At 61.8% G+C, this 12,190-nt stretch carries 13 protein-coding genes; 7 read left to right on the plus strand and 6 right to left on the minus strand.

The window, feature by feature from the left end:
• Window positions 1-14 precede the first annotated feature (14 nt).
• The 4 genes from murU to DWU99_RS08170 form a co-directional block, all read right to left on the minus strand.
• Entirely contained in the window at window positions 15-710 is a 696-nt protein-coding gene (gene murU / locus DWU99_RS08155) for an N-acetylmuramate alpha-1-phosphate uridylyltransferase MurU (protein WP_115477510.1), read from the minus strand.
• On the minus strand, window positions 707-1,720 hold the full coding sequence (locus DWU99_RS08160) for an aminoglycoside phosphotransferase family protein (RefSeq protein ID WP_115477511.1): 1,014 nt from the start codon (window positions 1,718-1,720) through the stop codon (window positions 707-709). The genes murU and DWU99_RS08160 overlap by 4 nt, the downstream gene beginning before the upstream one ends.
• Window positions 1,721-1,910: 190 nt before the next feature.
• Complete coding sequence (locus tag DWU99_RS08165; RefSeq protein ID WP_115477512.1) at window positions 1,911-3,260, minus strand: ammonium transporter; 1,350 nt, start codon at window positions 3,258-3,260, stop codon at window positions 1,911-1,913.
• A gap of 7 nt (window positions 3,261-3,267) precedes the next feature.
• Window positions 3,268-3,606: a P-II family nitrogen regulator gene (locus DWU99_RS08170; protein ID WP_115477513.1), complete on the minus strand. Its 339-nt coding sequence runs from the start codon at window positions 3,604-3,606 to the stop codon at window positions 3,268-3,270.
• A gap of 255 nt (window positions 3,607-3,861) precedes the next feature.
• On the opposite strand from DWU99_RS08170, the gene DWU99_RS08175 reads away from it, so the two are divergent.
• Genes DWU99_RS08175 through DWU99_RS08205 form a run of 7 tightly spaced genes read left to right on the plus strand, consistent with a single transcriptional unit; the run spans window position 3,862 to window position 11,098 of the window.
• Entirely contained in the window at window positions 3,862-4,323 is a 462-nt protein-coding gene (locus DWU99_RS08175) for an SUF system Fe-S cluster assembly regulator (RefSeq protein ID WP_115477514.1), read from the plus strand.
• A complete protein-coding gene (gene sufB, locus DWU99_RS08180; RefSeq protein ID WP_115477515.1) occupies window positions 4,320-5,786 on the plus strand; it encodes a Fe-S cluster assembly protein SufB in 1,467 nt (488 codons plus the stop codon). The genes DWU99_RS08175 and sufB overlap by 4 nt, the downstream gene beginning before the upstream one ends.
• On the plus strand, window positions 5,783-6,259 hold the full coding sequence (locus DWU99_RS08185; protein WP_115477516.1) for a lysozyme inhibitor LprI family protein: 477 nt from the start codon (window positions 5,783-5,785) through the stop codon (window positions 6,257-6,259). Before sufB ends, DWU99_RS08185 begins: the two co-directional genes overlap by 4 nt.
• A 55-nt stretch (window positions 6,260-6,314) precedes the next feature.
• Window positions 6,315-7,088, plus strand: a complete 774-nt coding sequence (sufC, locus tag DWU99_RS08190) for a Fe-S cluster assembly ATPase SufC (RefSeq protein WP_115477517.1) — start codon at window positions 6,315-6,317, stop codon at window positions 7,086-7,088.
• Window positions 7,085-8,398: a Fe-S cluster assembly protein SufD gene (gene sufD / locus DWU99_RS08195; RefSeq protein ID WP_115477518.1), complete on the plus strand. Its 1,314-nt coding sequence runs from the start codon at window positions 7,085-7,087 to the stop codon at window positions 8,396-8,398. Before sufC ends, sufD begins: the two co-directional genes overlap by 4 nt.
• 11 nt (window positions 8,399-8,409) lie before the next feature.
• Window positions 8,410-9,657, plus strand: a complete 1,248-nt coding sequence (locus tag DWU99_RS08200) for a cysteine desulfurase (RefSeq protein WP_115477519.1) — start codon at window positions 8,410-8,412, stop codon at window positions 9,655-9,657.
• A 52-nt stretch (window positions 9,658-9,709) separates the two neighbouring features.
• The gene (locus tag DWU99_RS08205; protein ID WP_115477520.1) at window positions 9,710-11,098 is read left to right on the plus strand and encodes a pyridoxal phosphate-dependent decarboxylase family protein; all 1,389 of its coding nucleotides are present in this window, start codon (window positions 9,710-9,712) and stop codon (window positions 11,096-11,098) included.
• A gap of 35 nt (window positions 11,099-11,133) precedes the next feature.
• Here the strand turns inward: DWU99_RS08205 and DWU99_RS08210 are convergent, their stop codons facing one another.
• Complete coding sequence (locus DWU99_RS08210) at window positions 11,134-11,580, minus strand: 6TM ABC transporter family protein (protein ID WP_115477521.1); 447 nt, start codon at window positions 11,578-11,580, stop codon at window positions 11,134-11,136.
• Entirely contained in the window at window positions 11,577-12,149 is a 573-nt protein-coding gene (locus DWU99_RS08215) for an RNA polymerase sigma factor (RefSeq protein WP_115477522.1), read from the minus strand. The genes DWU99_RS08210 and DWU99_RS08215 overlap by 4 nt, the downstream gene beginning before the upstream one ends.
• Between the last annotated feature and the right edge of the window lie 41 nt (window positions 12,150-12,190).

The following is a 12,190-nucleotide window of genomic DNA, read 5'->3' on the forward strand; positions in this document are numbered from 1 at the left end:
ACAACGCGCTGGATTTAGTCGTTTTGCAGGGACGCAAAGCGCTCGGGTGTGCCCACGTCTGTCCAGATGCCGGCGTGTCGCTGGCCGCTGATTTTTCCGCGTTCGATGGCCTTATCCAGTAGCGGCCTGATTTTGAAGCGCGGCGGTTTGGCCTCGTCCGCTTCGCTGTTGACAGTCACTGACTTCCAGTCGTCCAGCAATTCGCGGCGGAAGACGCCGATGCCGCTATAAGTCAGTTGCGGGTTGCCATGGCTTTCCAGCCATCCGCGATCGTCGAGGGCGAAGTCGCCAGCCGGGTGATGCGGTGGATTGTCCACCAGCAACAAGTGCGCAAGGCCCTTGGGTTCGGACGGCAGCGTGTTGAAGTCCGCATCGGTCCAGATATCTCCGCTGACGACAATGAAAGGTTCCGGTCCCAGCAGCGGGAGCGCGTTGAGCATGCCGCCACCGGTTTCCAGCGGAACCGGACCCTCGTACGCATAGCGGATGCGCAAGCCCCAGTGCGATCCGTCGCCCAACGCATCGGGAAATTGATCGGCCAAGTGCGACGTGTTGATCACGACGTAGTGCACGCCCATGGCCGCCAGCTTTTCCAGATGCCACACAATCAGCGGCTTGCCGCGTACAGATAACAGCGGCTTGGGTGTGTGATGGGTGAGTGGGCGCATGCGCTCGCCCAGGCCCGCTGCGAAAATCAAGGCATGTCTCATGCGTTGGCGACCCGCGTCAGATCGCGATCCCGTGCATGACGTTCGAGCAATGCCACGAGATCGCACAGTTCCGGATAACTCCGTGCGACGGAAACGATGTAATGGTAGACACGCGGCACATCGGCGAGATAGCCGGGTTTGCCATCGCGATACCAGAGCCGATAGAACTGGCCGAGTACGCGGATGTGGCGATGCATGCCGGTGAGATCGAACCAGCGCAGGAAACGCTGCGGGCCGATGTCTTCGTCGATGATCCGCGCATCCTTGAGTCGCAGCCGATACGACTCCACCCATGCTTCGACGCGATCGCGCGGCCATGCGATGTAGGCATCGCGCAGCAGTGACGCCAGATCGTAGGCGATGGGTCCGGCGAGCGCGCCCTGAAAATCGATGATGCCCGGATTGTTGTCGTCGACGATCAGCAGATTGCGGCTGTGGAAATCGCGATGCACGAAGCAGCGCGGTTGTTCCATCATGTTCGCGAGCACGATGTCGAAGGCCGCGCTCAGTACTTTCTGTTCGTTGTGATCGGGTGTGTGGCCAAGATGCCGGTCGAGAAACCACTCTGGCATCACGTCCAGTCCGCGCATTACGACGCCCTGGTCGAAAGGCGGCAGGTCTGCGTAATCCATCCGGGTCTGGATGCGCAGCAAAGCATCCATCGCATCGCCATAAAGCGCGTCGGCATTGGCGTCATTCAAGGCCGGCAAGTACAGGCGTGAACCAAGGTCCTCGATAAGCAGGAAACCTTGCTCCAGATCCGTGTCGTACACGGCGGGGACGTGCAGGTCCGCTGCGGACAAGCGCTCGCCGATGGCCAGCCACGGGCGTGGATCTTCCTGCGCGGGCGGCGAGTCCATCACGATCCAGCTGCGACCGTCGTGGTGCGTTCGCCAGTAGCTGCGGAAGCTTGCATCGGCGGAGGCCGGTTCCAGCGTCAACGCGGGATTGCGAAGGGCTGAGCGTGTCCAGGCGAGGCGGGCGGTGGCGCGATCAGGATTGCTTTCCATGTGAGGATTCGTTGCTTAAACACGGAAAGCTTAGAGCCTAGGCGGGCGAAACGCATGGCTATGTCCGTTACTCCCTCCCCTACGTGCAGAAGGGGAGGGCTGGGGTGGGGTGAAGCCTTTCAAGGTTGCGGCAAGCGCGTGCAACCCCTCCCCAACCCTCCCCTGCAAGCAGGGGAGGGAGCCAATGTCGTCAAGAGAGGTTGTACGCGCGTTCTTCGTGCTCGGCGATATCGAGGCCGACCTGTTCTTGTTCGGGGCCCACGCGCAAGCCGATGACCAGGTCCACCAGTTTCAGGATGCCCCAGCTCAGCAGGGCGCTCCACACGATGGTGAAGCCCACACCCTTGGCCTGAATCCACAGCTGCGCGAGGGGCGCGACCACGGTGCCGAAACCGCCCAGCTTCGGCGCCGCGAAAGGGCCGGTGAGCAGCGCGCCGATGATGCCGGCGATGGCATGCACGCCGAAGACGTCGAGCGTATCGTCGTAGCCCAGCTTGTGCTTGAGGCGCGTAGCCGTGAAGAAGCAGACGGCGCCGGCGGCGAAGCCGATGATCAACGCGCCACCAGGCCCCGCCGTTCCTGCCGCCGGAGTGATGGCGACCAGTCCTGCCACGGCGCCCGAGGCGGCGCCTAGCACGCTCGCGCGCTTGTGCACGATCCATTCGACGGTGACCCAGCCGATCGTCGCGGCGGCGGTGGCGATCTGGGTCACCAGCATCGCCATGCCGGCGCTGCCGTTCGCGGCCACGGCCGATCCGGCGTTGAAGCCGAACCAGCCCAGCCACAGCATGCTCGCGCCGATCACGGTGTAGCCCAGGTTGTGGGGCGGCATGTGCGTGTGCGGATAGCCGCGGCGCTTGCCGATCACCAGGCACGCGACCAGCCCGGCGATGCCCGCGTTGATATGCACCACCGTGCCGCCGGCAAAGTCGAGCACGCCAAGATCGCCCAGCAGCGAGCCCGGGCCGCTCCACACCATGTGCGCGATCGGCAGGTAGACGAAGGTCAGCCACAGTCCGCTGAAGACGAGCATCGCGCTGAACTTCATACGCTCGGCGAACGCACCGATGATCAGCGCCGGCGTGATGATCGCGAAGGTCAGCTGGAACATCACGTACACGCTTTCCGGCACCGTCTGGTATAGCGAGCCCGGTGTAAGTCCGGCGAGCATCACGCGATCGAAACCGCCGATGATCGAGTGCCAGTTGGTGGCGCCGGCATGCATGCCTTCCGTGCTGAAGGCCATGGAGTAGCCGTACACCATCCACAGCACCGTCACCAGCGAGGTGATCGCCAGACACTGCATCATCACCGACAGCAGGTTCTTGGAACGCACCATGCCGCCGTAAAACAGCGCGACGCCAGGTATCGTCATCATCAGCACAAATGCGCTGGCCACGATCATCCAGGCGGTGTCGCCGCTGTTGAGCATTGGCGCGGGCGTGGCCTGCGCAAAGGCGGGCCATGCAAAGCCAAGACAAAGCACTGCGGCGGCGAGCTGCGCCACAGTTCGCCGCGCAATGATCGTGCGAATCCCCATCCCCCCATCAAAGCGCATCGGCGTCCACCTCCTGCGTGCGGATGCGGATGACCTGCTCCAGGTCATTCACGAAGATCTTGCCGTCACCGACCTTGCCGGTGCGGGCGGCTTTCGTGATGGCTTCGATGGCGATGTCGGCGTGTTCATCGGCCACCGCAATTTCGATCTTCAGCTTGGGCAGGAAGTCGACGACGTACTCGGAACCCCGGTAGAGCTCGGTATGCCCGCGCTGGCGGCCGAAGCCTTTGACCTCGGTGACGGTCATGCCCTGCACCCCGGCCTCGCCGAGTGCCTCGCGGACGTCGTCCAGCGTAAAGGGCTTGATGATCGCGGTAATCCACTTCATGCACAGTTGCTCCCCATGGGACGGCTTTGCTGCGGTACAGCAGAATGCGTGCCAGCGATGATCTGGAACGGGCAGGGCGCGCCACTAAGCCATTTGTGATGGGGACGAGGCTTCGCGGGTCGGCGCAAAGCGATCAACTTGGTGCATGCAATGTTCCAGGATGGTGCAAGAAACATGCTGCGGGATAGCCGGTTAGATTGACCGTCCGGCGTCCAATCTGTACCATTTTAGTCTGGATTAACGCGGTGCCTCCCCATGTTCCGTGTCAGCCGATTGACCGATTACGCCACCGTGGTGATGACCTGCATCGCCGCGCACCCCGATGCCGTCCTCAGTACGGCCGACATCGCCGAAGAAACGCATCTGGAACTGCCCACGGTCAGCAAGTTGCTCAAGTTGCTGGGGCATGCCGGTCTGGTGGATTCGTTTCGCGGCGTGAATGGCGGCTATCGCCTGGCGCGTCCGGCGAACGAGATCAGCGTGGCCGAGATCGTCGAGGCGATGGAAGGTCCGCTCGGCATGACCGAATGCAGCTTGAGCGACGGCCACTGCGAACGCGAAAAGCAGTGCGGCGTGCGCGGAAGCTGGCAAAGCATCAACAACGTCTTGGATAACGCATTGCGCTCGATGAGCCTGGCCGACATGTTGCGCCCCGCCGCGCACGCGCCCGTCGCCACCGTCGCGCTTCCCGAATTGAAAGGCAGGACTGCATCATGACCATCGAAAACGATAGCCCCGCCGTGCTGCGCGACAACGTCGAAGTCGCCGCGGCGCTCGGCCGTCGCTACGAAGCCGGTTTCGTCACCGATATCGAAACCGACAGTCTGCCGCCGGGTCTCTCGGAAGACATCGTGCGCAAGCTGTCGGCGCTGAAGGGCGAGCCGGAATGGATGACCGAGTGGCGCCTGAAGGCTTATCGCCATTGGCTGACCATGCCGACGCCGCACTGGGCCAAGCTCAATATCGCACCCATCGATTTCCAGGCGATCAGCTACTACGCCTCGCCGAAGAATCGTCCGAAGTCGCTCGATGAAGTCGACCCGAAACTGCTGGAAGCCTACGACAAGCTCGGCGTGCCGTTGCACGAACGCGCCAAGCTGGCCGGCGTGGCCGTCGATGCCGTGTTCGACTCCGTATCGGTGGGCACCACGTTCCGCAAGGAACTGGCTGAAGTGGGCGTGATCTTCTGCTCGATGAGCGAAGCGATTCGCGAATATCCCGAACTGGTGCAGAAATACCTCGGCAGCGTGGTGCCGACAGGCGACAACTATTTCGCCGCGCTCAACTCGGCCGTGTTCTCCGATGGTTCGTTCGTGTTCATCCCCAAGGGCGTGCGTTGCCCGATGGAGCTGTCCACCTACTTCCGCATCAACGCCGGCCACACCGGCCAGTTCGAGCGCACGCTGATCATCGCGGAAGATGGTGCGTACGTCTCTTACCTCGAAGGCTGCACCGCGCCGATGCGCGACGAGAACCAGTTGCACGCGGCCGTGGTGGAACTCGTCGCGCTTGAAAAAGCGCAGATCAAGTATTCGACGGTGCAGAACTGGTATCCGGGCGACGAGGAAGGCCGCGGCGGCATCTACAACTTCGTCACCAAGCGCGGCGATTGCCGCGGCGACGATTCCAAGATTTCCTGGACGCAGGTGGAAACGGGTTCCGCGATCACGTGGAAGTATCCGAGCTGCGTGCTGCGCGGCGATCGCTCGGTGGGCGAGTTCTACTCGGTGGCGCTGACCCACCATCGCCAGCAGGCCGACACCGGCACCAAGATGATCCACATCGGCAAGGGCACCAAATCCAAGATCGTGTCCAAGGGCATCAGTGCGGGTCGCAGCTCCAACAGCTATCGCGGCCTGGTGAAGGTGGAGAAGGGTGCCGAAGGCGCGCGCAACTACACGCAGTGCGATTCGCTGCTGATCGGCAAGAAGTGCGGTGCGCACACCTTCCCGTACATGGAAGTGAAAAACCCCACCGCGATTGTCGAGCACGAAGCCACTACATCCAAGATTTCCGACGACCAGCTCTTCTACTGCCGTTCGCGCGGCATTGGCGAAGAAGATGCCGTGTCGATGATCGTGGATGGTTTCTGCAAGCAGGTGTTCCGCGAGCTGCCGATGGAGTTCGCGGTCGAAGCGAAGAAGCTCCTCGAAATCTCACTGGAAGGGGCGGTCGGATGAGACTCACCACGCTGTTATGGATGGCCGTTTCTGCGTTGGCATTAAGCGGTACGGCCACGGCCGGTACCGCGCCGGTATCTGCCGCTACCGCGGCGCCTGCACCAAGCAGCGACGCCTGCATGAACAGTGCGCAGTCGCAATCGGATATGACCGCTTGCGCCATGAAAGGCCTGAATGCGGCGGACAAGGAGCTCAACCAGGTCTACCAACAGGTGCTGAAGAAGTACGCCAAGGACGCCGTGTTCGTCGCCAAGCTCAAGGCCGCGCAAAAAGCGTGGTTGGCCTTCCGGGATGCGGAGCTTGCCGCGCGCTTTCCCGATAGCGACAAGAGCCACTACGGCAGCGTCTACCCGATGTGCGCCGACAACGAGCTCGAAGCCATGACGCGCAAGCGCACCGAAGAACTGCGTGCCTGGCTCAAGGGTACGGAAGAAGGCGATGTATGCGCGGGTTCGTATAACGCGAACAGCTGATCCACCTAACGCTGCCGAAAGCTCGGCAGGCGCCGATGCTGTAACAGGAACTGACATGTTGAAGATCGAAAACCTGCATGCCCGCGTCGAGGGCAAAGACATCCTCAAGGGCCTCTCGCTCACCGTGAATGCGGGCGAAGTGCACGCCATCATGGGCCCCAACGGCGCCGGCAAATCGACCCTGGGCAACGTGCTGTCCGGCCGCGACGGTTATGAAGTCACCGAAGGTTCCGTGATCTTCGAAGGACGCGACTTGCTCGCGCTGGAACCGGAAGAACGCGCCGCCGCAGGCGTATTTCTCGCCTTCCAGTATCCGGTGGAAATCCCCGGTGTGAACAACACCTATTTCCTGCGCGCCGCGCTCAACGCGCAGCGCAAGCAGCGCGGCGAGGCGGAGCTGGATTCCATGCAGTTCCTCAAGCTCGTTCGCGAGAAGCTGAAGATCATGCAGATTTCCGATGAGCTGCTCCATCGTGCCGTGAACGAAGGGTTCTCGGGCGGCGAGAAGAAGCGCAACGAAATTTTCCAGATGGCGGTGCTGGAACCGAAGCTGGCCATTCTCGACGAAACCGATTCGGGCCTGGACATCGATGCACTCAAGCAAGTGGCGCAAGGCGTGAACGCGTTGCGTTCGCCCGATCGCGCGTTCCTCGTGATTACGCACTATCAGCGCCTGCTCGACTACATCGAGCCCGACTTCGTGCACGTGCTGGCCGACGGCCGCATCGTCGAAAGCGGCGACAAGACGCTGGCGCTGAAGCTGGAAGAACACGGATACGCCTGGGTTGCCGATCGCGATCCGGCACTGGCTGCCGAGGCGCGTGCATGAGTCAGTCACCGGCTCCGCTGCCCTTCATCGAGGGATTGCGCGACGCATCGAGCCTGCGTCTGCCCGGTAGCGGGCACGCATGGCTGGATACGGCGCGGCGTGAAAATCTGGAAGCCTTTGTCGCGGCAGGTTTGCCGGATACCCGCGCGGAAGCATGGAAGTACACCGCTCTGCGCGCACTGGGTCAGCGCCGGTTTGCGCTCGGCGATGCGGGGGCTGCCAAGCACGCCGTCGATCCGCATGCACTTGTACTTCCAGGTGTGGATGGCCCACGCCTGGTGTTCGTCAATGGTGTCTTCCGGGCCGACTTATCCCGGCTCGATGCGCTGCCGGTTGGTCTTACGTTGCAGCCGCTTTCGCAGGTGCTGGAGCAGGACCCGGAGGCGTTGCGCTTTGCGCTCAGCCGCCATTACCGCGAGACGAGCGATGTGTTCGCCCGGCTCAATGCGGCACTGTCCGGCGATGGCGTGGTGTTGCGCGTGGCAGCAGGCGCACGGATCGGCAAGCCCGTGCAGCTTTGTTTCGTGGGTGCGCCTGCGCAGAGCGAACTCGCCTGGCATGCGCGCAACGTGATTGAGCTGGGCGAGGGTTCCGAGCTCAACCTGGTGGAACACCATCTATCCACCACGCAGAACAAGCACCTGGGAACGCTGGTCAGCGATATCGCCGTGCACGATGGCGCGCAGCTTCAGCATGTGCTGCTTCAGAACACCGCCGACGACAGCACGCTGATCCGGCGCAGCAGCCTGCACCTGGGCGCGAAATCGCATGCCACGCTGTATGCGCTGGAACTGGGCGGTGCACTGGCTCGCCACGACCTCCATGCCGAATTGCGCGGCAATGAGGCGCGATTCGATACCCGCGGCGTATTCGTGCTGCGCGGACGCCAGCATGTCGATACCCAGCTTTCGATTCGCCATCAGGCGCTCAATACCGCTTCCGAATCGATTTGGCGCGGTGTCGCCGACGAGCGCGCGCGCGGCGTGTTCCGCGGTGCGATCGTCGTCGCCCAAGGTGCCGATGGCAGCGATGCCAGCCTTAGCAACAAGAACCTCCTGCTTTCCACGCTGGCCGAAATCGACACCAAGCCGGAGCTGGAAATCTACGCCGACGAAGTGAAGGCGGCGCACGGTGCCACCGTCGGCCAGCTCGACGAGCGGGCCATGTTCTACCTGCGTTCGCGCGGCCTGCCGTATACGGAAGCGCGTGCGCTGCTTACGGCCGCGTTCTGTCGCGCCGTATTTGCATCACTGCCCAATGAAACCCTGCGCGATTACTTCTCCGATGCAGTGATCGCGCGTCTGCCCTGAATCGACTCGTCATGAACGCAAAGCCCAGCCAGCCCTCCCTCGATTTCGACGTGCAGCGCGTGCGCGCGGATTTTCCGTTGCTCAGTCGCACGGTCCACGGCAAGCCGCTGGTGTATTTCGACAATGCCAACACCAGCCAGAAGCCGCGGCAGGTGATCGAGGCGGTGGATCGGCATTACCGCGAGCACAACGCGAACGTGGCGCGCGCCGTGCACCAGCTCGGTGAAGAGGCTACGGCTGCGTACGAGAGTGCGCGCGACAAACTGGCAAGTTTCATCAACGCCGGTTCGCGCAATGACGTGGTGCTTACGTCCGGCACCACTCAGTCGATGAACCTGGTGGCTTACAGCTACGCCTTGCCGCGCTTGAAGCCCGGCGATGCGATTGTCACTACCGTTATGGAGCACCACGCCAACATCGTGCCATGGCAGCTCGTGGCCGCGCGCAGCGGTGCGACCGTGAAGGCGGCGCCGATCGACGAGCGCGGCGAGCTGATTCTCGAGAAATACTTCGAGCTGTTGACGCCGGAAGTAAAGCTTGCGTGCGTCACGCATGTCTCTAATGTGCTAGGCACGGTCAATCCGGTGCGCGAGATCGCGCGCGAGTGCCGTCGTCGCGGCATCCCGTTGCTGGTGGATGGTTCGCAGGCCTTGCCGCATCGTCCCGTGGACGTGCAAGCCATTGGCTGCGACTTCTATGCGCTGACCGGTCACAAGATGCTGGCGCCCACTGGTACCGGTGCGCTATGGGCGAAGCGGGAACATCTGCAGGCCATGCCACCCTTCTTCGGCGGCGGGGAGATGATCCGCGAAGTACGCTTCGACGGCACCACCTTTGCCGAACCGCCGCACAAATTCGAAGCGGGCACGCCGAACATTGCCGGATTCGCGGGTGTAGGCGCTGCCATCGACTACACGCAATCGATCGGCTTCGAAGCCATTCGTGCGTGGGAGCACGAGTTGCTGGCTTACGCTACCGAACGCCTGCGTGAGATTCCGGGTCTGCGCATTTTTGGCGAAGCCGCGGAAAAAGAGCCGGTTATTTCCTTCCTCATCGAAGGTGCGCAAGCGACCGATATGGCCACCTTGCTTGATCTTGAAGGGGTGGCCGTTCGCTCCGGCCACCATTGCGCGCATCCATTGATGCAGTTCTACGGCGTTCCCGCCACGCTGCGCGCTTCCCTTGCGTTCTACAACACGCGCGAAGAAGTCGATGCGTTCATCGCCGCGTTGCTCAAGGTACGCAAATTGCTTATGTAAAGCGCTCCCCGGTGTTACCGGGGTATCTATACGAAGGCTAGGATTGCCTCACATGTACGATCATCTGCATAACGATCTTTTGGCATTCGACGCCATCCTCGATCAAGCGCGCACCATGGCAGGCGATTATCTGCGGAGTCTCCCGCAACGACCCGCAGCGGCTCATTTGCCGGCGGAATTGTCTGCGAGCATTGCGTTGCCGGCTGATGGCGAGGGCGCACTGGCTACCTTGCAGCGATTCGAGCGCGACCATGTGCCGTTGCTTTCGGGGAGTCCCGGTCCGCGTTATTTCGGTTTCGTCACCGGTGGCGGTACGCCCGCTGCACTGGCGGCGGACTGGCTGGTTAGCACCTATGACCAAAATGCCCAGCGTAATGGCGAAAATGGCACGACGCTTATCGAGCGGCAGGCGATCGATCTATTGCGTCAGCTGTTGGGCTGGCCTGCGGCATGGACGGGCGCATGCGTGACCGGTGCGACCATGGCCAACTACGTTGGCGTTGCCATGGCCAGGCAGTGGATCGGTCATCGTCACGGTCGTGATGTAGCAGCTGATGGCTTGTTGGGTTTACCGCCTTTTGCCATCTTCGCGGGCAGTGCGCATTCCAGCACCGCCAAAGCACTGAGCATGGCGGGCTTGGGGCGCAACACGATCCAGTCGCTACCCCTGTTGCCGGGTCGCGAAGCACTGGACATCAATGCACTCGAACGCGCTTTAATCGAGCGCGGCGACCAGCCGAGCATCGTGATCGCCAGCGCGGGTACCGTGAACACGGTGGATTTCGACGATCTAGTGGCCATAGGTGCGCTCAAGCAACGCTATCCCTTCTGGTTGCATGTGGACGCGGCATTCGGCGGCATCGTGGCAGCATCCCCATCCAGGCGTGGCGTGCTGGCGGGCATCGAGGCGGCCGATTCGGTAACCGTCGATGCACACAAATGGCTGAATGTGCCTTACGACTGCGCCGTGATTTATACGGCACACCTTCCGCTGCAAATTGAAGTGTTTAAGAACCACTCGGCCTATCTTCCTGCGCCGATCGTGGTCGAAGACAACTATCTTCATCTCACGCCCGAGAATTCGCGCCGTTTTCGCGCACTGCCGATATGGATGAGCTTGCTTGCTTACGGTCGGAACGGATACGCCGACATCGTCGATCGCAATTGCGAGGCGGCGCAATACCTGGGGCAATTAATCGAAAGCGATTCGCGCTTCAAGCTTGCCGCGCCGGTTCGCCATAACGTGGTCTGCTTCGCCGTCAATACCGACAAGACGACAACGGCGGCTTTGCAGAAACAATTGCATCAGGATGGAACGGCCTATTTATCGCCGTCCGTCTTGAATGGCCAGCCTATACTGCGTGCCGCCATCTGCAATTGGCGCACGACGAAAGCGGATATCGATAAGACTTTTACCACTCTGCAAAAACTCGTGTCCTAAGAAACTCTCGCGCTGCTTTGGTCAATGGATGCCGATCATCGTGAGGATATAAGCCTGTTCAGTGCATGGGGAAGTGCGACTGGAAGCGCGACGAAAACAGCGAGTGCCAGCAGCCATGGATTCATTAGCGCATGCACCGGCAGGATGGATTCGACGAGTTGCAGCCACGCCAGGCCATGGAGCGCCGCGAGCGTGGCCAGCATCGCTATCAGTACGCCGAGCAGTGTCCAGCTCATATACAGCTCGAATCGCATGTCGACCACGGCACGGCGACGAGCCTGTATCGCGACCCGTTGGGCAAAGCCGGCGGGCAGGTTTTCATCCATGGGTTGCCGCAGCACACGGGCGACGGCGCGATAGCGCAGGACGGTCGTGTTATCGGTGGGAGCGAAACCGAGGCGTTCCGCGTGAAAAGCTTGTTCCTGCAAAGCCCATTCGCGCTCGTCGACCTCATCACGCGGCAACTTGGGTTCGTGATTCATGACAGTACTCCGTTCACCGCCTCGAGTAGCTCACGCAGACGCAGGCGCGAGCGAAACAGGTGGCTTTTGATGGTGCCGCTGGCCAGGCCGGTGATGTCGGCTATCTCGCCGATAGGCAATTCGTCGAGATGATAGAGCGTCAGCACGGTGCGCTGCAGCGGCGGCAGTGCTTCGATGGCAGCGCGCAAGCGCCATGCCATGTCGCTGTCGGCATAGGCGGTTTCGAGATCGAAGCCGTCACCGATGTTTTCGATCGCGACGGCGGAATCGTCATCGCCAGAAGGGGCGAGCAGGGCGATGCGCTTGCGTTCCAGGTAGCGCAATGCAACGTTGTAGGCAATGCGACCGATCCAGGACTTCAGCGTGCTTTCGTAGCGGTACTGGCGCAGGTTCTGGTGCACGCGCAGAAAGGTGTCCTGGCAGAGTTCGCGCGCATCTTCAGGGTGGCGCACCATGCGATAGATGATGTGCCAGCACAATTCCTGGTGCTCGCGCACGAGCCGTTCGAACGCGCCTGGGGCATTCGCCAGTGCGGCTTCGACGATCGTGCGATCCGTGACGTTATTCATGCGGCGCGTGGTTTCGCAAGAGTCGGCCGGCAATGGTGCCG

Origin of the sequence: Dyella psychrodurans (assembly GCF_003363265.1) — a bacterium.
In the GTDB taxonomy this organism is placed as follows: Bacteria; Pseudomonadota; Gammaproteobacteria; order Xanthomonadales; family Rhodanobacteraceae; genus Dyella_B; species Dyella_B psychrodurans.

Excerpts from the sequence above, each read along its gene's own strand:
- murU (WP_115477510.1), bottom strand. The coding sequence starts at position 710 with ATGAGACATGCCTTGATTTTCGCAGCGGGCCTGGGCGAGCGCATGCGC.
- DWU99_RS08160 (WP_115477511.1), bottom strand. The coding sequence starts at position 1,720 with ATGGAAAGCAATCCTGATCGCGCCACCGCCCGCCTCGCCTGGACACGC.
- DWU99_RS08165 (WP_115477512.1), bottom strand. The coding sequence starts at position 3,260 with ATGGGGATTCGCACGATCATTGCGCGGCGAACTGTGGCGCAGCTCGCC.
- DWU99_RS08170 (WP_115477513.1), bottom strand. The coding sequence starts at position 3,606 with ATGAAGTGGATTACCGCGATCATCAAGCCCTTTACGCTGGACGACGTC.
- DWU99_RS08175 (WP_115477514.1), top strand. The coding sequence starts at position 3,862 with ATGTTCCGTGTCAGCCGATTGACCGATTACGCCACCGTGGTGATGACC.
- sufB (WP_115477515.1), top strand. The coding sequence starts at position 4,320 with ATGACCATCGAAAACGATAGCCCCGCCGTGCTGCGCGACAACGTCGAA.
- DWU99_RS08185 (WP_115477516.1), top strand. The coding sequence starts at position 5,783 with ATGAGACTCACCACGCTGTTATGGATGGCCGTTTCTGCGTTGGCATTA.
- sufC (WP_115477517.1), top strand. The coding sequence starts at position 6,315 with ATGTTGAAGATCGAAAACCTGCATGCCCGCGTCGAGGGCAAAGACATC.
- sufD (WP_115477518.1), top strand. The coding sequence starts at position 7,085 with ATGAGTCAGTCACCGGCTCCGCTGCCCTTCATCGAGGGATTGCGCGAC.
- DWU99_RS08200 (WP_115477519.1), top strand. The coding sequence starts at position 8,410 with ATGAACGCAAAGCCCAGCCAGCCCTCCCTCGATTTCGACGTGCAGCGC.
- DWU99_RS08205 (WP_115477520.1), top strand. The coding sequence starts at position 9,710 with ATGTACGATCATCTGCATAACGATCTTTTGGCATTCGACGCCATCCTC.
- DWU99_RS08210 (WP_115477521.1), bottom strand. The coding sequence starts at position 11,580 with ATGAATCACGAACCCAAGTTGCCGCGTGATGAGGTCGACGAGCGCGAA.
- DWU99_RS08215 (WP_115477522.1), bottom strand. The coding sequence starts at position 12,149 with ATGAATAACGTCACGGATCGCACGATCGTCGAAGCCGCACTGGCGAAT.